Source organism: Sabulicella flocculans, from assembly GCF_045449635.1.
Lineage (GTDB): Bacteria > Pseudomonadota > Alphaproteobacteria > Acetobacterales > Acetobacteraceae > Roseococcus.
Window position 1 is genome coordinate 24,325 of sequence record NZ_JBJJBR010000025.1, and the last position, 21,440, is coordinate 45,764.

Below are 21,440 nucleotides of genomic sequence, written 5' to 3' on the forward strand. Positions count from 1 at the left end.
GATGCCTTCTCCTCCGGCATGGGTTTAGGCCCAGGGCGCGCCGCGGTCCACACGGACCACGCGGTTCACGAAGATGCCGGGCGTGGCCACCTTCTCCGGGTCCAGCGCGCCGAGGTCGCGCAGGTGCTGGACCTGGGCGATGGTGAGGTCGGCGGCCATGGCCATCACCGGGTTGAAGTTCCGCCCCGACTGGTTGTAGGTCAGGTTGCCCCAGCGGTCGGCCTCCCACCCCTCCACCAGCGCGACGTCGCCCTTCAGCGCGTGCTCCATCACGTAGGTGCGGCCGCCGAACTCGCGCTCCTCCTTGCCGCGCGCCAGGGGCGTGCCGACGGAGGTGGCGGTGAAGAAGGCCGGGATGCCGGCGCCGGCGGCGCGCATCCGCTCGGCCATGGTGCCCTGGGGCACGATCTCCAGCTCGATGCGGCCGGCCTTGTACAGCTCCTCGAACACCACCGAGCCCTGGGAGCGCGGGAAGGAGCAGATGATCTTGCGCACCCGCCCCAGCTCCATCAGCCGCGCCAGCCCGGTGTGGCCGGCCCCGGCGTTGTTGGCGACGCAGGTGAGGTCCTTCGCCCCCTGCTCGATCAGCCCCTCGATCAGCGCGTCGGGCTGGCCGACGGAGCCGAAGCCGCCGATCAGCACGGTGGCGCCATCCCTCACCCCCGCCAGCGCCTCGGCGACGGACTGGACGATCTTGTTGATCACGCGTGGCGTTCCCCCGGATTCATCTGGGCGCATGGTCGTTCCGGGAGCGCGGCGCATCAAGCCCCCGGCAGCAGCCCCTCGATCTCCGCCCCCGTGGGCGCGGCGGCCAGCGAAGGCACCTCGCCGGCGCGCATCCGGCGCCCGGCGTCGCGCAGCGCGCCCATGGCCAGGCGGTACAGGGCGCCGCCGGTGGAGACGCGGCGCACCCCGGCCGCGGCGAGCTCGGCCAGCGGCACGGCGCCGCCGCGCGGGCCGAGCAGGATGTTGACCGGCAGCGGCGCCACCGCGCGCACCACGGCGCGCACCGCCGCCATGTCCGGCAGGCCGGGCGCGTAGAGCACGTCCGCCCCGGCCTCGGCGAAAGCGACCAGGCGGCGGATGGTGTCGTCCAGGTCCGGCCGGCCATGGAGGAAGTTGTCCGTGCGCCCGGTGAGCAGGATGCGCCCGCGCGCCGCCGCCGCCGCCGCCGCCACGCGGCGCACCGCGGCGTCGAAGGGGTGGATGGGCTGGGCCGGGTCGCCCGTGGTGTCCTCGATGCCCAGCCCGGCGAGGCCGGCCGCGGCGGCGGCCCGCACGGTGGCGGCGCAATCCTCCGGCGCTGGGCCGAAGCCGTCCTCCAGGTCGCCGTTCACCGGCAGGGCGGCGGCGCGGGCCAGCAGGGCGGCGTTGCCGATGGCCTCGTCGCGGCTGACCGCGCCGAAGCCGTCGCGCCGGCCCAGCCCCCAGGCGATGGCGGCGGAGCTGGAGGCCAGGGCGGGGAAGCCTTGCGCCGCCAGCACGGCGGCGGAGGCGGCGTCCCACGCGTTGGGCATCACGAAGCAGCCGGTCTCGTGCAGGGCGCGGAAGCGGTGGAACGACTCGGTCATGCGCCCGAGCCTACTCCTCCGCGAAGGGATTCTCCGAGGAGCGCAGCTGCAGGCGGATGGGCACGCCGGGCATGTCGAACTCCTCGCGGAAGCCGTTGAGGAGGTAGCGGCGGTAGTCGGTGGGCAGCTGCTCGGCGCGGGTGCCGAAGATGACCATGGTGGGCGGGCGCGCCTTGGGCATGGTTGCGTAGCGCAGCTTCAGCCGGCGCCCGTCCACCAGCGGCGGCTGGTGGCGCTCCAGCATGCGCTCGAACCAGCGGTTCAGCGCGCCGGTGCCGATGCGGCGGTTCCAGCGCTCATGGGTGCGGCGCACCGCGGGCATCAGCTTGTCCACGCCGCGGCCGTTGGCGGCGGACATCGGCACCACCTCGATGCCGCGCAGCTGGTTCAGCGATTCCTCCAGCACGCGGTCCAGCGCCGCCTTGGCCGCCGCGCGGTCCTCCACCGCGTCCCACTTGTTCAGCGCCAGCACGACGGAGCGGCCCTCGCGCTCGGCCAGGCGGGCGATGCGGATGTCCTGCTCCTCCAGGCCCAGCAGGGCGTCGAGCACCAGCACCACCACCTCCGCCTCGCGCAGCGCGGCGATGGAGGAGGCGGCGGACAGCTCCTCCAGCCTGGCGGTGATGCGCGCCTTCTTGCGCAGCCCGGCGGTGTCCACCAGCCGCACCGGCCCCACCTCGTCGCGCCACATCGCCGCCACGGCGTCGCGCGTCAGGCCGGGCTCGGGGCCGGTGATCATGCGCTCCTCGCCCAGCAGGCGGTTCAGCAGGGTGGACTTGCCGGCGTTGGGCCGGCCCAGGATGGCCAGGCGCAGCGGCTTGCCGGCGCCGTCCTCCTCCTCCTCCTCCTCGGGCTCCTCCTCCGGCAGGGCGGGCAGGTGCTCGCCGATGGCCTCCATCAGGCCCCAGATGCCCTCGCCGTGCTCGGCCGAGACGGCGATGGGCTCGCCCAGGCCCAGCTCGAAGGCTTCCAGCGCCGCCGCGGCGCCGCCGCGCCCCTCGGCCTTGTTGGCCACCAGGATGACCGGGCGGCGCGCCTTGCGCAGCCAGTTGGCGAAGGCGCGGTCGGCCGGGGTGAGGCCGGCGCGGGCGTCCACCACGAACAGCGCCACGTCCGCGCGCTCCAGCGCCGCCTCGCTGGAGGCGCGCATGCGGCCGTACAGGGTGTCGGGCGCGGCCTCCTCCAGCCCCGCCGTGTCCACCAGCGTCACCTCGCGCCCGGCGATCTCGCAATCCGCCTCCTTGCGGTCGCGGGTGACGCCCGGGGTGTCGTCCACGATGGCGATGCGCCGCCCGGCGAGGCGGTTGAACAGGGAGGACTTGCCCACGTTGGGCCGGCCCAGGATGGCGACGACCGGCCTCATGCCCCGCGCCCCGGCGCCGCCCGGCGGGGGCCTGTCATCCCACACCCCGCAGCGCGACCACGTCGCCGCCGTCGGTCAGCAGGTAGAGGCTGTTGCCGGCCACCGCCGGCTGCAGCGTGGCGCCGTCGGGCAGGCGCAGCCGCTGGCCCAGGGCGCCGGTGCCGGGGTCCACCTCCAGCAGCTCGCCATGGCTGCCGGGCAGCAGCAGGCGGCCGCCGGCCAGGGTGGGCGGGCCCCAGGTGATGGGGCCGGAGCGCCGCGCCTCGTTGCGGAAGCGCGGCAGGGGGGAGATCCAGCGCGCGCGCCCGTCGTCGCGGCCCAGCGCCGCCAGCTCGCCCTCGCTGGACAGGGCGAACACCCAGTCGCCCGCCACGGCGGGGGTGGCGGCGCCGCCCAGCTCGCGCTCCCACACCCGGCGGCCGGAGCGCAGGTCGAGCATGGCCATGGCGTTGGCCAGCCCCACCGCCAGCACCCGCCCGCGGTCCACCACCGGCAGCGCGGTGATGGCGCCGATGTCGGCCAGCGAGACGCCGCCGCGGGCGGTGCCCAGGCTCTCGCTCCATTGCACGCGGCCGGTGTCCAGGCGCAGCGCCACCAGCTCGCCGGAGGCGAGGCCGGCGATGGCCAGCTCGCCCTCCACCGCCGGGGCAGGCAGGCCCAGCGGCAGGGCGCGCACCGGCGCGCCGCGGAAGGTCCAGAGGTTGCGGCCGTCCTCGGCGGCGTGGGCGACCAGGTGGTTCTCCACCGTGGGCACCAGGATGCGCCCGCCGGCCACGGTGATGCCGCCGCGCGCGGGGGCGGAAAGCGGGGCGCGCCAGCGGATCTCGCCCGTCGCGGCGTCCAGCGCCATCACCTCGGCCAGGCCGGTGGCGACGAAGACGGTGCCGTCGGCCACCGCCACCGCGCCGCCCAGCGCGCCGTCGCGGTCGCGCCGCGGGCGGGTGTCGGTCTGCCAGCGGCGGCCGCCGCGGGCGGCGTCCAGCGCGGTGACCCAGCCGAAGGCGTCGGCGGCGATCACGGCGTCGCCGGCCACCACCGGCGGGCTGGTCAGCCGCCGCCGGTAGGAATTGCCCGAGCCGATGGAGGAGCGCCACACCTGCCCCAGCGGCGCCGGCAGCGACAGGTGGCCGGGCGCGTGCGCCAGGTTGCCGCCGGCCACCGGCCATTCGGCCGACAGGGTGGCGGCGGGCAGCTGCATCGGCCGGGTGGCGGCGGCGGCGTCCACCTCCAGCCCGCGCTGGGCGGCCAGGATGGGCGTGCGCTCGCCCGGCAGGGGCGTCTTGGAGGAGCCGACCACGCTGTCGAAGGCGTCCTGGAAGGTCTCGCAGCCCGCCAGCAGCAGGCCGGCGCCGCCCAGCAGGGCCGCGCGTCGGGTGTGGTTGGTCATCAGCTTCCCAGTCCGGACAGCAGGCGGGTGGCGCGGTCGCGCACGCCCTGGGGGGTGGCGGCGTCGGCCAGGATGGCTTCCAGGGCGCGGCGGGCCGGCTCGGCCTGGCCGCGGCGGATGGCCAGCAGGGCCAGCACCTCGCGCGCCGAGGCGCGCCAGGGGGCGCCGTCGGCGGCCAGGGGCAGCAGCCGGGCCTCCACCTGCCCCGGCTCCGCCGAGTCCAGCGCGTGCAGGCCCCACATCAGGGTCGCGAGGTCGCGGTACAGCGGGTCCAGCGCGGCGTCGCGCGCCAGCGCGTCCCAGGTGGCGAGGGCGGCGGGGGTGTCGCCGGCCTCGGCCTGCAGGGCGGCCTGGCGCAGCCGGGCCAGGGTGCGGTAGCCCGGCGGGGCGTCGCTGGCCACGGCGGCGAAGCGGGCGGCGGCGGCGGCCATGTCGGCGCCCTCGGCCGCCGCGCCCTCGGCGGCGGCCAGGAAGGTCTCGGCGGCGGCGGCGGCCTGGCGGGCCTCGTGCCACTTCCAGCCCTGCCAGCCGGCCACGCCGGCCAGCACCACCAGCGCCAGCGCCGTCAGCGCGCCGCCGTAGCGCTTCGCCAGGCGCTGGGCGCGCTCGGCGCGCAGTTCCTCGTCAACCTCATCCACCAGGTCGGGCAAGGGCCTGTCCCGTTCCAATCCGTTCGAAGGCGGGGGTCTAGCAGCGTCTTGGGGCGGCGTTAAGGCGCGGGGGGTTCCATGCGGCGATGCGCCCTGCCCTGCTGCCCGTCCTTGCCCTGCTGGGAACCGCCGGCTGCGACGGCCCGGCGGCGGTGGCCACCGTGGGGGTCAACGTCGTCTCGCTGGCGGTGACGGGGCGCACGGTGCCCGACATCGCGGCAAGCGCCGTCAACGGGCGGGACTGCTCGGTGGCGCGGCTGGACCGGCGGCTGCCCTATTGCGCCGCGGCGCCGGAGCCGCCGGGGCCGCCGCCCTTCTGCACGCGCTCCCTGGGCAGCGCCGATTGCTGGGTGACGCGCCCGCCCGCCGTGCCGGCCCAGCGCGGCGTGGCCGACGGCCCGCCGCCCACCCCGGCGCAGGAGGAAGCGCGGGCGGCGCGCTGGCCGGGGCCGTTCCAGGCGCGGTGAACCGCCCCCGTGGCCGCGGCGCGGCCCTAGCGGAAGGCGATGGGCCGCCCGGACGGCGCGCCCAGCACCTCGTCCTCGCGCATCACCACCTGGCCGCGCACCACCGTGCCCACCGGCCAGCCCTGGCACAGCGTGCCGGCGAAGGGCGTCCAGCCGCAGGGCGAGGCGATCCAGCTTTCCTCGATGCTGCGCGACGCCGCCATGTCCACCAGCGTCACGTCGGCGTCGAAGCCCACCGCCAGCCTTCCCTTGTTGACGGCGCCGTAGACGCGGGCCGGGCCGGCGCTCATCAGGTCGGCCAGGCGCATCAGGGACAGGCGGCCCTCGCTGACGTGGTTCAGCATCAGCGGCACCAGGGTCTGCACCCCGGTCAGCCCCGCGGCGCAGTCGGGCCAGGGGCGCTCCTTCGCCGCGCGGGGGTGGGGGGCGTGGTCGCTGCCCACCACGTCCACCCGGCCGTCGCGCACCGCGGCCCAGGCGGCCTCCAGGTGGCGCTTGTCGCGGATGGGCGGGTTCATCACCGCGTAGCCGCCCAGCCGGTCATAGGCCTCGTCGGTCTGGGTCAGGTGGTTCAGCAGCACCTCGACGGTGCAGACGTCGCGGTAGCCGGCCAGGTAGTCGAGTTCCTCCGCCGTGCTCACGTGCAGGATGTGCGCCGGGCGGCCGGTCCTGCGGGCCAGGGCCATCAGGCGGCGGGTGCCCAGGAAGGCGGCCTCCACGTCGCGCCATTCCATGTGGTTGCGGTGCGGCATGCCGGCGTGGAACAGCGGCTTGCGCTCGCGCAGGCGGTACTCGTCCTCCGAGTGGTAGGCGACGCGGCGGCGGCCGTGGCGCATCACCGCCTCCAGCCCGGCGTCGTCCTCGATCATCAGGTCCCCGGTGGAGGAGCCGGCGAAGACCTTGATGGCGCAGACGCCGTCCTCCGCCTCCAGCGCGCCGAGGTCGGGCGTGTTGGTCCGGGTGGCGCCGACATAGAGGCCCATGTCGCACCACGCCGTCTCCGCCACGCGGCCGCGCTTCCAGGCGAGGCGCGCCGCGTCGGTGATGGCGGGGGAGGTGTTGGGCATGTCGTAGACGGCGGTCAGCCCGCCCAGCACGGCGCCGCGGGTGCCGGTGGCGATGGTCTCCACCGCGTCGTTGCCCGGCTCGCGCAGGTGGACATGGGCGTCCACCAACCCGGGCAGCAGGTGCAGGCCCTTGCAGTCCCACACCGCCTGGGCCTCGGCGGTGCGCAGGTCGCCCATGGCGGCGATGCGGCCGTGGCGGATGCCGATGTCCAGGGCCTCGATGCCCCAGGGCAGCACGGCCTTGCCGCCGCGCAGGATCAGGTCGAACAAGCTCCGGCACCCCCGTCGTGAAGCGGCGCAGGCTTAGCGCATCGCGGGGCGGCGGTTCAGCCCCCTCCCCCCTCGCCCTCGCCCTCCCCCTGGCCGGGCAGCGCCATGCCCAGCAGCACGGCGCCCAGGCACTTGCCATGCGCGTCCAGCGCCAGCGAGCGGGTGACGCCGCCGCCCAACGCGCCCTCCAGCACGAAGTTCAGCGCCCCCAGCGCCGGCAGGGCGTAGCGCGTCACCCGCGCGCCGGGCGCCAGCACCGCGGCCAGGTGGGCGCGCACCCGCGCCTCGGTGACCTGGGCGGCCAGGAAGGGGAAATCCGCCGGGTCATGCGCGATGACCGAGACCTGGGAGGTGTCGCCCTTGTCGCCGGTGCGGGCGTGGGCGAGGTCGCGCAGCAGGGGCATCATGCCACCTCCAGGTGGACGCTGGGCGTCACCCAGGCGCGCGGCACCAGGGTGGAGGCCACCGCCAGCACCTCCCGCGCCGCCTTGAAGGCGCCGCCGCCGCCGGCCGGGCCGTTGGTGTAGAGCGTCTCCACCTCGTTGCCGACGCGCACCGCCTCGGCGAGGCTATCGGTGCGGGCGGCGACGCGCAGGCGGACCTCGTTGGGCTCGGCGGCGGGCGCGGCGCCGGGCAGCACGCTGTCCACGCCGATCAGCTCGAAGCGCGCCTCGGCCATCCGCACGCCGGTCAGGCGCAGGCGCTCGCGCACCACCTCCAGCGCCAGCCGGCCGCGCGCCAGGCAGCCGGGGCCGGCGTAGCTCATCTGCCCCTCGCCGATGAAGCCGTCGCGGTGGCCGATGGAGACCTTCAGCGTGTCCGGCCGCGGCCGCCCGCGCCCGCCGGAGACGCGCACGGCGTCCGGCCCCGCCGCGTCCAGCCGCACGGCGGTGAAGTCGGCCACCACGTCGGGCTGCAGGTAGGCGGCGGGGTCCAGCAGCTCGTAGAGCAGCTGCTCCTTGCAGGTGGCGGGGGTGACGCGGCCGCCGGAGCCGGGAACCTTGGTCAGCAGGGCGGTGCCGTCGGCCTGCACCTCGGCCAGCGGGAAGCCCAGCCGGGCCAGTTCCGCCACCGACTTGGCGCCGGGGTCGGCGAAGTAGCCGCCGGTCACCTGCCCGGCGCATTCCAGCAGGTGGCCGATGGCGGTGCCCTGGCCCAGCCGGTCCCAGTCCTCCGGCGCCCAGCCGAAATGGTGCATCAGCGGCGCCAGGAACAGCGCCGGGTCGCCGACGCGGCCGGTGAGCACGATGTCCGCCCCCTTCCCCAGCGCCGCGAGGATGCCCGCCACCCCGGCATAGGCATTGGCCGAGACGACCGAATCCCCCAGGGAGGCGACGTCGGCCGGGCGCTCCAGCAGCTGCAGGCCGGGATGGGCGCGCAGCTGCGGCAGCACGTCGTCGCCCTCCACCGCCGCCACGCGCAGCCCGGCGAAGCCCAGGCTGCGCGCCACCGCCGCGGCCGCGCGCGCCGCGCCGCGCGGGTTGGCCGCGCCCATGTTGGAGACGATGCGCGTGCCCTGGCGGCGGCAGGCCGGCAGCACCGCCTCCAGCCGCGCCTCCAGCAGCGGGTCGAAGCCGCGGGCGGGGTCGCGCAGGCGCTCGGCCTGGGCCAGGGCGATGGTGCGCTCGGCCAGGCATTCGAAGGCCAGCACGTCGAGGCGGCCGTGCTCCGCCAGCTCGGCCGCGGGCTCGATGCGGTCGCCGGCGTAGCCGGCGCCGGCGCCGATGCGGAAGGGGCGTGTCATGCGCGCGAGCATGGCGCGGATGGGCGCGGCGCGCCATGCTGCCGCCCATGGACGCGATGCCCCCCACCTGGCTGGAAGCGGCGCTGAACGGCGCCTGGACGCGGGCGCGCCAGCCGCGCATCCCCGTCACGGTGGCGGAGGTGGTGGAGGCCGGCGCCGCCTGCGCCGCCGAGGGCGCCGCCATCCTGCACTTCCACGCCTATGACGAGGACACCGGCCGCCAGCGCGACGACTGGCGCATCTACGCCCGCATCATCGAGGGGCTGCGCGCGCGCACCGACGCCGTGCTCTACCCCACCGTGCCGGGGCGGGCGACGGAAGGGGCGGACCGCTTCGCGCACATCCGCGAGCTGGCGGCGCGCGGCCTGCTGGAATGGACCGTGCTGGACCCCGGGAGCGTCAACATGGCCGCGCTGTCCAGCCCGGCGCGGGGCAGCGTCTACGCCAACCCGCCGGAGGAGCTGGGCGCCATGGCCGGCTTCTGCGCCGCCCGCCGCCTCCATCCCGGCTTCGCCATCTACGAGCCCGGCTTCACCCGCGCCGGGGCGGCGCTGGCGCGCGCGGCGGGGATGCCGCGGCCCATCTACCGCTTCATGTTCACCGACCGGCTGGGCTGGGGCTTCCCGCCGCGCCCGGCCTTCCTGGACGCCCACCTGGCGCTGCTGGCGGAATGCGACCCCGGCGCGCCCTGGATGGTGGCGGGGCTGGACGTGGACCTCTCGCCCCTGCTGGCGCAGGCGGCGGCGCGCGGCGGCGGCCTGCGGGCGGGGCTGGAGGACGCGCCGCTGGGCACGGAGCTGGACAACGCCGCGCTGGTGCGCGCCGCCGCCCGCCACGCGCGGCGGCTGGCCGCCCCGGCCGAGGTGCGGGCGGCGCTGCGCGGCCAGGAACGCCCAGAGGAACGCCCCCAGGGACGCCCGCCCGGGCCGGAGGGCGCCTGGCGCGCGGCGCCTTGAGGTGCCAGCTTCGCTGTCCTTGATGGGGGGGGAGGCGATGGAGGTCGGCGCGTCCTGGCTGCTGGCGGCGCTGGGCTTCGCGGTGGCGATGTCGGGCACGCCGGGGCCGAACAACGCCATGGTCGCCGCCTCGGGCGCCAATTTCGGGCTGCGGCGCAGCCTGCCGCACATGCTGGGCGTGACGCTGGGCTTCCCGGCCATGCTGCTGGCGGTGGCGCTGGGCGCCGGCGAGGCGCTGCGCGCCGCCCCTGGGCTGCACGCGGCGCTGCGCTGGGCGGGCGCGGCCTGGCTGCTGGTGATGGCCTGGCGCATCGCCACCGCCGCGCCGGAGGCGCCGGGGGCGGCGCCGCGGGGCGCGCCCATGTCCTTCCTGGCGGCGGCGGCCTTCCAGTGGGTGAACCCCAAGGCCTGGGTGATCGCCCTGGCCGCCTTCGCCGCCTACACCACGCCCGGCGCGGCGGTGGCGCAGGCGGCGGTGCTGGCGCTGCTGTTCGCGCTGGTGACGCTGCCGCTGCTGGCGGGCTGGGCGCTGCTGGGCGTGGCCTCGGCGCGGCTGCTGGGGCCTTCGGGGCTGCGCTGGTTCAACCGCGCCATGGCGCTGCTGCTGGTGCTGTCGCTGCTGCCGCTGCTGGGCTGAGGCGCCGCTATCCCAGGTAGCTGAACACGTCGCCCTCCGCCCGCGCGCCCTCCACGTGGCGGCGGTGCCACAGCGCCCAGAACAGCAGGTGCCAGGCGGCCGCGCCCTCGCGCTTGCCGGCGGCGGCCTTGAACAGCGCCTCCACCTTGCCGGGGCGGCACAGGGCGCGGACCGATTCCTGGCGCGCCACCAGCGGCCCCAGGCGCTCGGCATGGGCGGCGATCCAGGCGCCGACCGGCACGGTGAAGCCCTGCTTGGGGCGGAACGGGTCGCTGGCCGGCAGGGTGCGGCGCAGCCATTCGCGCAGCACCCACTTGCCGGCGCCGCGCCGCACCTTCAGCGCGTCGGGCAGGCGGAAGCAGGCGGCGGCCATGCCGGGGTCCAGGAAGGGGGTGCGGCCCTCGACGCCGTGCGCCATCAGGCAGCGGTCCAGCTTCAGCAGCAGGTCGTTGGGCAGCCAGTCCGCCACGTCCAGCGCCTGGGCGGCCTGCAGGCGGGTGCGGCCGCCCTGCGCCACCTCCGTCTCGGCCGCCGCGATGCCGTCGCGCCAGGAGCGCGGCTCCTCGCGCAGCACGTCCAGGCGGTCGAAGGCGCCGCGGGCGCGCATGGCGCGGCCCCACAGCCACCAGGGGCGCATGGCGGCGCGGTAGCGGCCGTAGCCGCCCAGCAGCTCGTCCCCGCCCTCGCCCGAGAGCACCACCTTCACCTCCTCGCGCGCGCGGCGGGCCAGGAACCAGGTGGGGATGATGGCGTAGTCCGCCGCCGGGTCGTCCATGCAGGAAACGATGGCGGGCAGGTGGTCCAGCACCATGCGCTCCGTCACCTCCACCTCCAGGTGGCGGGCGCCGGCGGCGCGGGCGACGCGGCGGGCGGCCTCGCGCTCGTCCGCCGCGGCCTTGACGTCGAAATGCGCGGTGAAGGCGGTGACGGGCGCCTCGTTCAGCCGCGCCATCATCGCCAGCACGGCGGCGCTGTCGGTGCCGCCGCTGAGGAACAGGCCGTAGGGCACGTCGGCCCGCTGGTGCAGGCCCACGCTTTCCTCCAGCGCGGCGTCCAGGCGGCGGATCGCCTCCTCCTCGCCCACCGGCTCGGGCCCGCCCGCGGGCAGGGCGGGGCGGCGGCGGCGCTCCGTCACCTTGCCGTCGGCGATGACCAGGCTCTCGCCCGGCAGCAGGCGGCGGATGCCTTGGAAGATGGTCTCGGCGCCGGTGGTGAACTGCATCTGCAGCAGCTCGTCCCGCGCCTCGGGGCGGATGCGCGGCGCCACCAGCCCGGCGGCCACCAGCGCCTGCGCCTCCGACGCGAAGGCGAGGCCGCCCTCCACCTCGCACAGGTAGAGCGGCTTGATGCCGAAGGGGTCGCGCGCCAGCACGGTGCGGCGCTGCGCGCGGTCCTGGATGGCGATGGCGTACATGCCGCGCAGGGCGTCCACGAAGGGCAGGCCGTCGCGGCGGTACAGGTGCAGCGGCGGCTCGCAGTCGCTGCCGGTGGCGCAGGCCAGGGCGTGCTCGGCCCGCAGCTCGCGGTAGTTGTACACCTCGCCGTTCGCCACCAGCGCGGCGCCGCCGGCGAACAGCGGCTGGTCCCCGGTGGCGAGGTCGATGATGGACAGGCGGGTGTGCGCCAGCGCGCCCGCGCCGGCGACGTGGTGCCCGGCGCCGTCGGGGCCGCGATGCGCCAGCGCGCGGGCCAGGCGCTCCAGCACCGCGGCGTCGGGGGTGGCGCCGGCGCGCAGCGCCAGCCCGGCCAGGCCGCACATCTCAGGGCATCTCCTTGCTCGCGGCGATGGCGTGCAGCACATCGCGCCAGCGCGCAAGCACCGGGGCGGGGGCGTGGGCGCGCAGGTATTCCGCCCGGCCGGCGGCGGCCAGGGCGGCGGCGCGCCCGGGGCTGGCCAGCACCTCGGCGAGGCGCGCGGCCAGGCCGGGGGCGGACTCCAGCGGGGCCAGCAGCCCGGTCTCGCCGTCCGACAGCAGCTCGCGCGGGCCCTGGGCGGCGGCGGCGACCACGGGGCGGGCGGCGCTCCAGGCCTCCAGCACCATGTTGCCCAGCGGCTCGTGGCGGGAGGAGGCGCAGAACACGTCGCAGGCGGCCAGCAGCGCGCCGGGGTCGTCGCGCCAGCCCAGCAGGTGGACGCGCCCGGCCACGCCGCATTCGCGCGCCAGCGCCTCCAGCGCCGCGCGCTCCGGCCCCTCGCCGGCGATGACCAGGGTGGCGGCCGGCAGGTCGCGCATCGCGCGCACCAGCAGGTCGAAGCCCTTGTTCCGGTGCAGCCGGCCCAGCGCCAGGATGCGCGGCGCCGCGCCGGGCAGCGCGGCGGGCGGGGCGCCCAGCAGGTCGTCGGCGAAGTTGGGCAGGTGGTGGACGCGCGCGGCCGGCCAGCCCTGCGCCCCGATCCAGCGCACCAGGTCGTGCGTGTTGGCCACCAGGTGGTCGCAGTGGCGGTAGTACTTCAGGTCGTAGTAGCCGCCCAGGCGGCCGACCAGCGACCACGGCCCGGCCGGCGCGTGGCGGGCGGCGCGGTTCATCCAGGCCAGGGCGATGGCGGGGCGGAAGCGGTGCAGCGCCGCGCGCAGCCGCGGGCGCGTCAGCAGGTCCAGCGGGCCGCCGAAGCGCAGCTGCAGCGGGTGCAGCGCGGCCAGCCGCGCGGCGCGCGCCGGGTCGGCGCGGATCACCGGCAGCACCTCGAACCCCGCGCCGGGCAGCGCGAGGGTCAGGCGCTCGAAGAAGGCCTCCGCCCCGCCGATGGCGGCGCCGGCCATGATGTTGGCGAGCCTCACGCCAGCGCCTCGAAGCCGGCGGCCACCGCGTCCCAGCCGGGGCCGGGGCCGCGGGCCAGGGCGGCGCGGTGCATGGCCGTCCAGGCGGCGTCGTCCTCCAGCAGGCGGCGGGCGGCGCGCACGAAGCCCTGGGCGTCGCGCGCCACCACGCCGGTGACGCCGTCCTGCACGCGCTCGGCCACCGCGCCGCGGTCCATCACCACGCAGGGCAGGCCCAGCGCCTGCGCCTCGGCCAGGGCCAGGCAGAAGGTTTCCCCCGCGTCGCCCGGATACAGCATCACCCGCGCCTCCAGCAGCGCGGCGCGCAGGGCCGGGCGCGGCAGCGGCGCGTGCAGCGCGATGCCGGCCGCCCGCGCCGCCGCCAGCGCCGGCAGGGCACGCGCGGCCAGCCGCGGGTCGTCGCCGTAGGTGGCGGCGCCGGAATAGGCCCGCAGCTCGCCCAGGCCGACCTGCGGCCACAGCGCCGCCAGCTCCGCCAGCCCGCGCAGCGGCGAGGAGGTGAAGGCGGCCACCGGCGGCGGCGGGGCGCGCTCCGGCGCCGGCGCGTCGAAGGGCGGGGCCACCGCCAGCGGCAGCCGGACGCGCCGCCCCGGCAGCCAGCGCGGCAGGGTGGCGGCGTGGGAGGGGCCCAGCGTCACCAGCGCCGGTCGGGCGCGCAGCAGCGGCCACAGGTGGCGCGGCTTGCGCAGGTAGCCGGCGGGGTTGTGCAGCCACAGCACCCGCCGCCCCGGCGGCAGCGCGGCGAACAGGCGCGGCACCCGCGCGGCGATGACCAGGTCGGCGCGCGGCGGCAGGGCGGTGCGCTCGCCCTCGAAGTGCAGCGCCAGCTCGTGGCCGCGCGCGGCGAAGGCCTGGGCCAGCAGGGCGAAGGCGGTCTCCACCCCGCCCAGCGGCCGCGCGCCGATGGCATCGGCGGTGATGCGCGGCCCCTCGTTGGCCAGGACCACCCTCAATCGCGGTGCCGTTCCGGCTCCAGCCGGGCCTTGAGGTGGGACAGCAGCGGGAACAGGCCGGCGCACAGGGCGATCAGCACGCCCCAGCCGCCTTCCTTCCAGCCCTTGCGGCCGATCAGGCACTTGAAGAAGCGGCTGACCAGCCGCCGCAGGTTGGAAGGCAGCGTGCCGATGTCGCCTGCCGCCAGCAGGTCCGCCGCCTTGGCGCTGCTGTAGCGGTCCAGCCGGCGCAGCATGTCCGACACGTCGCGGTCCAGCTCGTGGTGCAGGCCGTGCGCGGTCAGGCGCTCGCCCTCGGTGCCGGTCCAGTCCAGGCCGGGATGCACGCGCTGGGCGCGCCAGTGCTTGGCGCCCTTGCGGAACAGGATGGGCTTGAGCGTGGTGCCGAAGGAGCCGCCCCAGCCGTGCAGGATCAGCCGGCCGCCCACGTGGTTGTCCACCCGCACGCGGTGGAAGGCGTGCGGGCTGGTGGCGATGGTGCGGCGGATGTCCGCGGCCAGTTCCGGCGGCACGCGCTCGTCGGCGTCCACCTCCAGCACCCAGGGGCCGGCGCAGGCGGCGATGCCGGCGTTGCGGCGCGCGCCTTCCAGCGGCCACGCCCCTTCCAGCACCACCGCGCCCGCCGCGCGCGCCAGCGCGGCGGAGCCGTCGGAGGAGCGGTCCAGCACCACCACCACCTCGTCCGCCCAGCCCAGCGAGGCGAGGCAGGCGGGCAGCCGCGCTTCCTCGTCGCGGGCGACCACCAGGGCGGAGACGCGCATCACGCCACCTCGCGCGACAGCAGGGCGCGGGCGGCGCGCAGCACCTGGTCCACCCCCAGCCGCACCATCGGCGTGGCGCCGGGCGGGCCCTTGGCCAGCACCGCCTGGGCGCGGGGCCCGACAGGGGCGTATTCGCTGGCCGGGGTGGGGCCGAACAGGCCCAGCGTCGGCGTGCCGGCGGCGGCGGCCAGGTGCATCAGCCCGCTGTCATTGCCCAGGAACAGCGCGGCGCGCGACAGCGCGGCCGCGGCCTCGGGCAGCGACAGCCGGCCCACCAGGTCCACCGCCTCGGGCAGGGCGGCCAGCACCGGCAGGGCCATCTCGCGCTCCCCCGCGCCGGGGCCGCCCAGGATGGCGATGCGCGCCCCGGCCACGGCGCCGCCGCCTTCCGTCAGCGCCTGGGCGCTGGCGATGAAGCGCTCGGCCGGCCACATCTTGGTGCGCCAGTTGGCGGTGGGGCCCAGCAGCAGCCAGGGCCCGCCGGGCAGCAGGGCGGCGGCGCGGGCGGCGTCCGCCTCGTTCCACCACGCCACCGGGCGCGGGGCGGGCTCCACCCCCAGGGTGGCGGCCAGGTGCAGCAGGCGGTGGCCCGGGCGGCGGCCGCCGCGCATCACCGCCCGCCGCCGCGCCAGCAGCGTCCAGGCCAGGGCGGAGCCGCGCAGGTCCACCACCAGGTCCCACCGCGTGGCGGCCACCTGGCGCCACAGGTCCAGCCAATGGAGCGACCAGGGCCGCTTCTCCAGCGCGATCAGGCGCTCCAGGCCCGGCATGCGCAGGAACACCCCCTCCGCCACCCGGCCGCAGGCCACGGTGAAGCGGGCGCCGGGATGGGCGCGCGCCAGGTGGTCCAGCAGACCGGTGGACAGCACCGCGTCGCCGATGCGGGTGGAGGTGACGAAGAGGATGCGCACGACCCGCCCCCCTTACCACGGCGGGGCGCTTTGCCCACATCCCGCCCCATGCCGACCGCCACCCTCGATGACCGCGCCGTGCTGGAACTCTCGGGCGAGGACCGGGTGGGCTTCCTGCAGGGCCTCGTCTCCAACGACGTCACCGGGCCGGGCGCGGCCTGGGCGGCGCTGCTGACGCCGCAGGGCAAGTGGCTGGCCGACTTCTTCGTGGTGCCGCAGGGCGAGGCGCTGCGGCTGGACGTGGAGGCGGCGCAGGCGGAAATGCTGCAGGCGCGGCTGCTGCGCTTCCGCCTGCGCGCGCGGGTGGCGATGCGCCCGCTGCCCGGGGTGGCGGTGGAGGCCGGCTGGGGCGGCGCGCCCGCCCCCGCCGACGCCTGGGCCGACCCGCGCCTGCCCGCCGCCGGCTGGCGCCGCTTCACCGCCGCCCCCGCCGGCGGGGAGGGCGACTACGAGGCGCACCGCCTCGCGCTCGGCCTGCCCGGCGGCAGCCGGGACATGGCCGCCGAGCAGTCCGTGCTGCTGGAGGCCGGCTTCGACGAGCTGAACGGCGTGTCCTGGACCAAGGGCTGCTGGATGGGCCAGGAGCTGACGGCGCGCACGCGCTACCGCGGGCTGGTGAAGCGCCGGCTGGTGCCGGTGCGCATCGAGGGCGCGCCGCCGCCGCGCGGCACCCCGGTGCTGCTGGACGGCGCCGAGGTGGGGGAGATGCGCTCCTCCCATGCCGGGCGGGGCATGGCGCTGCTGCGGCTGGGCGCCATCGGCGCCGCGGCGCTGGCCTGCGGCGGGGCGGTGCTGCGGCCGGAGGCGCCGGGCTGGATGCGCCTGGCCGAAGCCGCGCTACAGCCCTAGCCGCGCCCAGGCCGCGCGCTCCTCCAGCGCCGCCACCGCGTCGGCGGCCGAGGGCAGCAGGGAGAAGGGGAAGCGGCGCCGCCGCGCCCCCAGCGGCACCAGCCGCGCCCGCGGGCCGAAGCGGCGCTCCGCCTCGCCCTTCAGGTCGCCCAGCCCGTCGCACAGGCCCAGCGCCAGCGCCTGCCGGCCGGTCCAGAAGCGGCCGGTGAACAGCTCCTCCTCCGGCGCGCGCAGGCGGGGGCCGCGGCGCTGGCGCACCCAGTCCTTGAACTCGGCGTGCAGGGTGTCCAGCAGCTCGGCCAGGCGGGCGCGGTCCTGCGCGGTTTCGGGCAGGAAGGGGTCGGCCAGCGCCTTCTCGTGGCCGGCGGTGCGCAGGCGGCGCTCGATGCCCCAGCGCGCCAGCGCCTCGGGCGCGCCGAAGCCGGAGGAGACGACGCCTATGGAGCCGAGGATGGAGGCCGGGTCGGCCACGATCTCGTCCGCCGCGCAGGCGATCCAGTAGCCGCCCGAGGCCGCGGCGTCCTCGCACACCGCCACCACCGGCACCTTGGCCTTTTCGGCGTGCCAGCGGATGCGCCGGGCCACCAGCGCCGACTGCACGGGCGAGCCGCCGGGCGAGTTGATTGCCAGGAACACCGCCGCCAGCCCCTTCAGCGCGAAGGCGCGGTGCAGCAGCGGCGCGGCGGCGGCGAGGTTCAGCCCGCCGCCCCAGGGGGTGGCGCGGGCCGAGATGGCGCCTTCCAGCCGCACCACGGCGACCGTGGGCGGGCGGGGGCGCAGAAAGGGAATCCACATGCGAAGGAAGATGCGCCCGGCGGAACATCCCGCAACCGCCCCCCCGGGGGCCGGCGTTCCACCAGGGCAATGCAAGGCCCCTCCATGATCACGCAGCTGAACCCGCCCCTGCCGATGGAAACCCCCAAGGGCCCGGCCCTGGCGCACTTCCTGATCGACTATGGACCCGAGACCCACCTGATGTGGGTGTGCTTCCTGGACGAGAACGGGCAATGCTGGACCGTGCCCAACCCGGAGGTGCGGATGCAGTCCAACTGGTCGCTCCAGCGGCGCTTCCGCAAGGCGCCGTCCAACGTGCAGCCCCTGCCGGCGGTCGAGCGCGCCTGAGGCGCGCGCGGGCATGACGGACGCCGCCGCCCTGCTGCTGTCCACCCGGCGCATCGCGCTGGTGGGCGCCTCCGCCAGGCCGGACCGCCCCTCCTTCGGCGTCATGCGCTTCCTGCTGGCGCGCGGCTATGACGTCACCCCGGTCAATCCCGGCCTGGCCGGGCAGGTGCTGCTGGGCCGCCCGGTGGTGGCCAGCCTGGCCGAGGCCGGGCCGCTGGACATGGTGGACGTGTTCCGCCGCAGCGCCGAGGCCGGCGCGGTGGTGGACGAGGCGGTGCGCCTGGGCGCGCGTTCGGTGTGGCTGCAGTTGGGCGTGCGCGACCCGGCGGCCGAGGCGCGGGCGCGGGAGGCCGGGCTGGCGGTGGTGGCGGATGACTGCCCGGCCATCGCGTGGCGCCGCCACGGCTTGCCCGACCGCGTGGACGCGCTGTAACCTTTTGCCAAGCTGCTTGAAACCAGACGGCGGCCGGACCACGTTCGGCGTCGTCCCGCGCCGGGCCGACCGCCGCGCGGAGGAGGGAAGGACCCCATGACCGAAGAAGAGCGCCGGATCATCACCGAATACCTCACGCGCGTGGCCGGCGTGCAGCAGGCCGCCGCGCCCAGCCCGTGGAATGCCGGGCGCATGCCCAGCGCCGGGGCGGCGCAGCCCGCGCCCAGCCTGCCGCCGGTGGACCCCGAGGCCGACCGCCTGATCGGCGAGATCTTCGCCCGCCACCCGGAGGCGCGCTACCGCCTGACGCAGACCGCCTTCGTGCAGGAGCACGCGCTGGTGCAGGCGCAGAACCGCATCCAGCAGCTGGAGTGGGAGCTGGAGAACCAGTCCCGGCAGGCGCAGGCGGCGCAGAACCGCGGCTTCTTCGGCTTCGGCGGCAGCCGGCCGGCGCCGATGCCGCCGCGCCCGCAGCCGATGCAGCCCCCCACGCCGATGATGGGCGGCCGCCAGGGCCCGGGCTTCCTGGGCACCGCGATGATGACGGCGGCCGGCGTGGCCGGCGGCATGGTGCTGGGCAACATGCTGATGGGCGCCTTCGGCGGCGGCGCCGCGCAGGCGGCCAGCGCCGCCGGCGGCGCCTTCGGCACGGAGGCGGTGCCCACCTCCTCCGCCTGGACCGACCCCGGGGCGGCGGCGCAGGACGCCGGCTGGGGCGGCAGCGACGCCACCGGCGCCGGCTACGACAACGGCCAGGCCGGCTATGATGGCGGCCAGGGCGGCTATGACGACGCCGCGGGCGGCGGCTACGACGACGCCGGCGGCGGCTTCGACGAGGACTACTGACGCCCCCGCGCCGCCGGCCCGCCCGGCGGCGCGCTTGCCTGCGGCGCGGCGCGGCGCGATAGCCCGCCCATGCGCCTGCCCGACCTCGACCTCGACCTCCTGCGCGGCTTCGTCACGGTGGCGGAGCGCGGCGGCTTCACCGCGGCCGGGCAGGCGCTGGGGCTGACGCAATCCGCCGTGTCCCTGAAGGTGAAGCGGCTGGAGGAGGTGCTGGGCAAGCCGGTGCTGCTGCGCCAGCCGCGCGGCGTGGCCCTGACGCGCGAGGGCGAGACGCTGCTGGCCTATGCCCGCCGCATGCTGGCGCTGAACGAGGAGGCGGTGCGCCGCTTCGTCGCGCCCCCGGTGGAAGGGCGGCTGCGCCTGGGCGTGGCCGACCACTTCGTGCCCCGCCACCTGACCCCCGCCCTGGCGCGCTTCGCCCGCACCTGGCCCGAGCTGCGGGTGGAGGTGGAGGTCGGCCGCTCGCACGAATTGCGCGCCCGGCTGGCGCGGGAGGAGCTGGACCTGGTGCTGGGCAAGCGCCGCGACGGCGAGACGGAAGGCCGCGTGCTGTGGACGGAAGCCGTGGTCTGGGTGGCCGCGCCCGGCTGGGCGCCGCCGGAGGGGCGGCCGCTGCCGCTGGCCATGCTGCCGCAGGGCTGCATGTTCCGCGACCGCGCCCTGGCCGCGCTGGCCCGCGCCGGGGTGGGCTTCGAGGTGGTCTACACCTCGCCCTCGCTGCTCGGGGTGGCGGCGGCGGCGCAGGCCGGCTTCGCGCTGACGGTGATGGGCCGCGCCGGGCTGCCGGAGGGGCTGGTGGAATGCCCCGGCCTGCCCGCGCTGGGCACGGCGGAGATGTGCCTGTTCGGCGACGCCGAGGGGCGCTCCCCCCTGGTGGCGCCGCTGATCGAGGAGCTGCGCAACGCCTGAGGCCGCCCGCGCATTCGGGCGGGCATGGACCTGACGCAGATCATCGGCTTCGTCGCCAGCGCGTGCTCCGTGCTGTCCTTCGTGCCGCAGGCCTGGAAGGTGATCCGCACGCGCGACGCCTCGGGCATCTCCACCCGCATGTACATCCTCACCGTGGTGGGGTTCAGCCTGTGGCTGACCTACGGCGTGCTGCTGGGCGCCTGGCCGCTGATCCTGGCCAACGGCATCTGCCTGGCGCTGTCGGCCTTCATCCTGGCGATGAAGGTGATGGGCCGTCGCGTGCGCGAGGAAGTGGCCCAGACCCTGGGGGTGTGAGCCCTCACGCCGCGGCGGCGGCGCGGGCGCCGGCCAGGGTGCGCGCCCAGGCGGCGCCGCCGGCCGCGCGGTCCAGGCGCAGCCCGGCCTCGCCGGCCTCGGCGTGCGCCACGGCGAAGGGGATGTCCACGCCCGCGCCGTCCAGCAGCATCCGGCCCTCCTGGCCCTCCGCCAGCCCGGGGGCGCGCACCCGCGCGCCGGAGGGCGAGGCGTCCAGCAGCTCGCCCCGCGTCTCGCCGGCCGGCAGCAGCAGGCGGCAGGGCAGGCGCAGCGCCGCCCGCGGCTCCGCGCGGCGCTCGGCCTCGGCCATGGAGGTGCGGATCATCCGCACCAGCGTGCCCTGCATGGCGGCCACGTCCTCGAAGGCGGCCTGGGCGGCGGCGCGCACCCCGCCGGCTTCCGCGCCGCCGCGCCCGGCCTCGGCGCTCACCGCGGCCATGCCGGCGGTCACCTCGTCCACCGCGAGGCTGCTCTCGCCGACGTTGCGGGCGATCTCCTGGGTGGCGGCGGCCTGCTGCTCCATCGCCGCGGCGATGGCGGTGGTGACCTCGTTGATCTCGGCGATGGTGCGGCCGATGCCGTCCACCGCGGAGACGGCGGCGCGGGTCTCGCCCTCGATGCCGGCGATCTGGCGGCCGATCTCCTCCGTGCCGCGGGCGGTCTGGGTGGCCAGCTCCTTCACCTCGCTGGCGACCACGGCGAAGCCCTTGCCGGCCTCGCCGGCGCGGGCGGCCTCGATGGTGGCGTTCAGCGCCAGCAGGTTGGTGCGCGCGGCGATCTCGCGGATCAGGGTCACCACCTCGCCGATGCGCGAGACGGTGCCGGCCAGGGCGCGGATGGTGCCCTGGGTGGCGTCGCTGCCCTCCACCGCGGCGCGGGCCACCTGACCGGCGCGGGCGGTCTGGCTGGTGATCTCGCGGATGGAGGCGGCCAGCTCCTCCGTCGCGGCGGCGACGGCCTGGACGTTGCCGCGCGCCTGGTCGGCGGCGGCGTCAGCCTGGGCGGCGCGGGCGCGCAAGGCGCCGGAGGACTCGGCCATGGCGGCGGCGCGGCTGCTCATCGCGCCGGTGCGCTCGCTCACCGCGGCCACGGCGCGGCGCGCTTCCGCTTCCACCCGGCCGGCCATCTCGGCGATGGCGGCGCGGCGGTCCTCGGCGGCGCGGCGCTCGTTCTCCCGCCGCTCCTGCAGGGCGTAGCCCAGGCGGGCGCGCAGGGCGCGGGTGCGGCTGGACAGGGCGTGGAACTCGGCCGCGGCGGGGCTGGGCATCGGCGCCTGGAAATCCCCCGCGGCGATGAGGTCGAACTGCGCCAGCAGCGCGGCCAGGGCGCGGCGCTGGGCGCGCAGCGCCGCCCAGCCGGCCGCCAGCATCCCGCCCAGGCCCAGCGCGGCGCCGCCGGCCGCGGCGGGCCCCGGCAGGGCCAGCGCCGCCGCCCCGCCCAGCACGGCCG

Annotated in this window: 24 protein-coding genes; 9 read left to right on the forward strand and 15 right to left on the reverse strand. The window is 77.2% G+C overall.

Annotated elements, in window-relative coordinates; all coding sequences use genetic code 11:
* Window positions 1–24: 24 nt before the first annotated feature.
* Genes ACI6QG_RS17140 through ACI6QG_RS17160 form a run of 5 tightly spaced genes read right to left on the reverse strand, consistent with a single transcriptional unit; the run spans window position 25 to window position 4,959 of the window.
* A complete protein-coding gene (locus tag ACI6QG_RS17140) occupies window positions 25–705 on the reverse strand; it encodes a 3-oxoacid CoA-transferase subunit A (RefSeq protein ID WP_407025808.1) in 681 nt (226 codons plus the stop codon).
* Window positions 706–761: 56 nt separating this feature from the next.
* On the reverse strand, window positions 762–1,571 hold the full coding sequence (locus ACI6QG_RS17145; protein WP_407025809.1) for an isocitrate lyase/phosphoenolpyruvate mutase family protein: 810 nt from the start codon (window positions 1,569–1,571) through the stop codon (window positions 762–764).
* A 10-nt stretch (window positions 1,572–1,581) separates the two neighbouring features.
* Entirely contained in the window at window positions 1,582–2,934 is a 1,353-nt protein-coding gene (gene der / locus ACI6QG_RS17150; protein ID WP_407025810.1) for a ribosome biogenesis GTPase Der, read from the reverse strand.
* A gap of 34 nt (window positions 2,935–2,968) precedes the next feature.
* A complete protein-coding gene (locus ACI6QG_RS17155) occupies window positions 2,969–4,321 on the reverse strand; it encodes an outer membrane protein assembly factor BamB family protein (RefSeq protein WP_407025811.1) in 1,353 nt (450 codons plus the stop codon).
* Complete coding sequence (locus ACI6QG_RS17160; RefSeq protein WP_407025812.1) at window positions 4,321–4,959, reverse strand: tetratricopeptide repeat protein; 639 nt, start codon at window positions 4,957–4,959, stop codon at window positions 4,321–4,323. The genes ACI6QG_RS17155 and ACI6QG_RS17160 overlap by 1 nt, the downstream gene beginning before the upstream one ends.
* A gap of 98 nt (window positions 4,960–5,057) precedes the next feature.
* Between ACI6QG_RS17160 and ACI6QG_RS17165 the strand changes: the two genes are divergently transcribed.
* Complete coding sequence (locus tag ACI6QG_RS17165; RefSeq protein WP_407025813.1) at window positions 5,058–5,438, forward strand: hypothetical protein; 381 nt, start codon at window positions 5,058–5,060, stop codon at window positions 5,436–5,438.
* Between the two features lie 26 nt (window positions 5,439–5,464).
* On the opposite strand, the gene ACI6QG_RS17170 is transcribed toward ACI6QG_RS17165, so the two are convergent.
* Genes ACI6QG_RS17170 through ACI6QG_RS17180 form a run of 3 tightly spaced genes read right to left on the reverse strand, consistent with a single transcriptional unit; the run spans window position 5,465 to window position 8,519 of the window.
* Window positions 5,465–6,775, reverse strand: coding sequence for a dihydroorotase (locus ACI6QG_RS17170; RefSeq protein ID WP_407025814.1), 1,311 nt, complete (start codon window positions 6,773–6,775; stop codon window positions 5,465–5,467).
* A 56-nt stretch (window positions 6,776–6,831) separates the two neighbouring features.
* Window positions 6,832–7,182: an AtuA-related protein gene (locus tag ACI6QG_RS17175; protein ID WP_407025815.1), complete on the reverse strand. Its 351-nt coding sequence runs from the start codon at window positions 7,180–7,182 to the stop codon at window positions 6,832–6,834.
* A complete protein-coding gene (locus ACI6QG_RS17180; protein ID WP_407025816.1) occupies window positions 7,179–8,519 on the reverse strand; it encodes an acyclic terpene utilization AtuA family protein in 1,341 nt (446 codons plus the stop codon). The genes ACI6QG_RS17175 and ACI6QG_RS17180 overlap by 4 nt, the downstream gene beginning before the upstream one ends.
* 47 nt (window positions 8,520–8,566) lie before the next feature.
* On the opposite strand from ACI6QG_RS17180, the gene ACI6QG_RS17185 reads away from it, so the two are divergent.
* Together ACI6QG_RS17185 and ACI6QG_RS17190 are read left to right on the forward strand one after the other, a co-directional pair.
* The gene (locus ACI6QG_RS17185) at window positions 8,567–9,475 is read left to right on the forward strand and encodes a 3-keto-5-aminohexanoate cleavage protein (protein WP_407025817.1); all 909 of its coding nucleotides are present in this window, start codon (window positions 8,567–8,569) and stop codon (window positions 9,473–9,475) included.
* A gap of 37 nt (window positions 9,476–9,512) precedes the next feature.
* Entirely contained in the window at window positions 9,513–10,112 is a 600-nt protein-coding gene (locus ACI6QG_RS17190; RefSeq protein ID WP_407025818.1) for a LysE family translocator, read from the forward strand.
* 7 nt (window positions 10,113–10,119) lie between these two features.
* On the opposite strand, the gene asnB is transcribed toward ACI6QG_RS17190, so the two are convergent.
* The 5 genes from asnB to ACI6QG_RS17215 are packed head-to-tail and all read right to left on the reverse strand — an operon-like array spanning window position 10,120 to window position 15,517.
* Window positions 10,120–11,871, reverse strand: a complete 1,752-nt coding sequence (gene asnB, locus ACI6QG_RS17195; RefSeq protein WP_407025819.1) for an asparagine synthase (glutamine-hydrolyzing) — start codon at window positions 11,869–11,871, stop codon at window positions 10,120–10,122.
* A 1-nt stretch (window position 11,872) separates the two neighbouring features.
* The gene (locus tag ACI6QG_RS17200; protein ID WP_407025830.1) at window positions 11,873–12,874 is read right to left on the reverse strand and encodes a glycosyltransferase; all 1,002 of its coding nucleotides are present in this window, start codon (window positions 12,872–12,874) and stop codon (window positions 11,873–11,875) included.
* A gap of 14 nt (window positions 12,875–12,888) precedes the next feature.
* Entirely contained in the window at window positions 12,889–13,839 is a 951-nt protein-coding gene (locus tag ACI6QG_RS17205) for a glycosyltransferase (RefSeq protein ID WP_407025831.1), read from the reverse strand.
* 2 nt (window positions 13,840–13,841) lie between these two features.
* A complete protein-coding gene (locus ACI6QG_RS17210; RefSeq protein WP_407025820.1) occupies window positions 13,842–14,606 on the reverse strand; it encodes a glycosyltransferase family 2 protein in 765 nt (254 codons plus the stop codon).
* Window positions 14,606–15,517, reverse strand: a complete 912-nt coding sequence (locus tag ACI6QG_RS17215; protein WP_407025821.1) for a glycosyltransferase family 9 protein — start codon at window positions 15,515–15,517, stop codon at window positions 14,606–14,608. The genes ACI6QG_RS17210 and ACI6QG_RS17215 overlap by 1 nt, the downstream gene beginning before the upstream one ends.
* A 48-nt stretch (window positions 15,518–15,565) precedes the next feature.
* Between ACI6QG_RS17215 and ygfZ the strand changes: the two genes are divergently transcribed.
* The gene (gene ygfZ, locus ACI6QG_RS17220) at window positions 15,566–16,366 is read left to right on the forward strand and encodes a CAF17-like 4Fe-4S cluster assembly/insertion protein YgfZ (RefSeq protein WP_407025822.1); all 801 of its coding nucleotides are present in this window, start codon (window positions 15,566–15,568) and stop codon (window positions 16,364–16,366) included.
* Here ygfZ and ACI6QG_RS17225 read toward each other — a convergent pair.
* Window positions 16,355–17,161 (reverse strand): S49 family peptidase, encoded by an 807-nt coding sequence (locus ACI6QG_RS17225; RefSeq protein WP_407025823.1) that lies wholly within the window; start codon window positions 17,159–17,161, stop codon window positions 16,355–16,357. The two genes, ygfZ and ACI6QG_RS17225, sit on opposite strands and share 12 nt — an antisense overlap.
* An 84-nt stretch (window positions 17,162–17,245) precedes the next feature.
* Here ACI6QG_RS17225 and ACI6QG_RS17230 point away from each other — a divergent pair, with 84 nt between their 5' ends.
* From ACI6QG_RS17230 to ACI6QG_RS17250, 5 genes are all read left to right on the forward strand, one after another.
* Window positions 17,246–17,488 (forward strand): hypothetical protein, encoded by a 243-nt coding sequence (locus ACI6QG_RS17230; RefSeq protein WP_407025824.1) that lies wholly within the window; start codon window positions 17,246–17,248, stop codon window positions 17,486–17,488.
* A 13-nt stretch (window positions 17,489–17,501) separates the two neighbouring features.
* Window positions 17,502–17,921 (forward strand): CoA-binding protein, encoded by a 420-nt coding sequence (locus tag ACI6QG_RS17235; protein WP_407025825.1) that lies wholly within the window; start codon window positions 17,502–17,504, stop codon window positions 17,919–17,921.
* Between the two features lie 96 nt (window positions 17,922–18,017).
* On the forward strand, window positions 18,018–18,767 hold the full coding sequence (locus tag ACI6QG_RS17240; protein ID WP_407025826.1) for a DUF2076 domain-containing protein: 750 nt from the start codon (window positions 18,018–18,020) through the stop codon (window positions 18,765–18,767).
* Between the two features lie 69 nt (window positions 18,768–18,836).
* Window positions 18,837–19,676, forward strand: a complete 840-nt coding sequence (locus tag ACI6QG_RS17245; protein WP_407025827.1) for a LysR family transcriptional regulator — start codon at window positions 18,837–18,839, stop codon at window positions 19,674–19,676.
* A gap of 24 nt (window positions 19,677–19,700) precedes the next feature.
* Window positions 19,701–19,991 (forward strand): SemiSWEET family sugar transporter, encoded by a 291-nt coding sequence (locus tag ACI6QG_RS17250; protein WP_407025828.1) that lies wholly within the window; start codon window positions 19,701–19,703, stop codon window positions 19,989–19,991.
* A gap of 4 nt (window positions 19,992–19,995) precedes the next feature.
* Here the strand turns inward: ACI6QG_RS17250 and ACI6QG_RS17255 are convergent.
* A partial coding sequence (locus tag ACI6QG_RS17255) for a methyl-accepting chemotaxis protein (RefSeq protein WP_407025829.1) occupies window positions 19,996–21,440 on the reverse strand: 1,445 nt, incomplete at its 5' end.

Coding starts and splice junctions, on each gene's coding strand:
- ACI6QG_RS17145 (WP_407025809.1), bottom strand. CDS start 1,571: ATGACCGAGTCGTTCCACCGCTTCCGCGCCCTGCACGAGACCGGCTGC.
- der (WP_407025810.1), bottom strand. CDS start 2,934: ATGAGGCCGGTCGTCGCCATCCTGGGCCGGCCCAACGTGGGCAAGTCC.
- ACI6QG_RS17155 (WP_407025811.1), bottom strand. CDS start 4,321: ATGACCAACCACACCCGACGCGCGGCCCTGCTGGGCGGCGCCGGCCTG.
- ACI6QG_RS17165 (WP_407025813.1), top strand. CDS start 5,058: ATGCGCCCTGCCCTGCTGCCCGTCCTTGCCCTGCTGGGAACCGCCGGC.
- ACI6QG_RS17175 (WP_407025815.1), bottom strand. CDS start 7,182: ATGATGCCCCTGCTGCGCGACCTCGCCCACGCCCGCACCGGCGACAAG.
- ACI6QG_RS17180 (WP_407025816.1), bottom strand. CDS start 8,519: ATGACACGCCCCTTCCGCATCGGCGCCGGCGCCGGCTACGCCGGCGAC.
- ACI6QG_RS17185 (WP_407025817.1), top strand. CDS start 8,567: ATGGACGCGATGCCCCCCACCTGGCTGGAAGCGGCGCTGAACGGCGCC.
- ACI6QG_RS17190 (WP_407025818.1), top strand. CDS start 9,513: ATGGAGGTCGGCGCGTCCTGGCTGCTGGCGGCGCTGGGCTTCGCGGTG.
- asnB (WP_407025819.1), bottom strand. CDS start 11,871: ATGTGCGGCCTGGCCGGGCTGGCGCTGCGCGCCGGCGCCACCCCCGAC.
- ACI6QG_RS17200 (WP_407025830.1), bottom strand. CDS start 12,874: ATGGCCGGCGCCGCCATCGGCGGGGCGGAGGCCTTCTTCGAGCGCCTG.
- ACI6QG_RS17210 (WP_407025820.1), bottom strand. CDS start 14,606: ATGCGCGTCTCCGCCCTGGTGGTCGCCCGCGACGAGGAAGCGCGGCTG.
- ygfZ (WP_407025822.1), top strand. CDS start 15,566: ATGCCGACCGCCACCCTCGATGACCGCGCCGTGCTGGAACTCTCGGGC.
- ACI6QG_RS17225 (WP_407025823.1), bottom strand. CDS start 17,161: ATGTGGATTCCCTTTCTGCGCCCCCGCCCGCCCACGGTCGCCGTGGTG.
- ACI6QG_RS17230 (WP_407025824.1), top strand. CDS start 17,246: ATGATCACGCAGCTGAACCCGCCCCTGCCGATGGAAACCCCCAAGGGC.
- ACI6QG_RS17235 (WP_407025825.1), top strand. CDS start 17,502: ATGACGGACGCCGCCGCCCTGCTGCTGTCCACCCGGCGCATCGCGCTG.
- ACI6QG_RS17240 (WP_407025826.1), top strand. CDS start 18,018: ATGACCGAAGAAGAGCGCCGGATCATCACCGAATACCTCACGCGCGTG.
- ACI6QG_RS17245 (WP_407025827.1), top strand. CDS start 18,837: ATGCGCCTGCCCGACCTCGACCTCGACCTCCTGCGCGGCTTCGTCACG.
- ACI6QG_RS17250 (WP_407025828.1), top strand. CDS start 19,701: ATGGACCTGACGCAGATCATCGGCTTCGTCGCCAGCGCGTGCTCCGTG.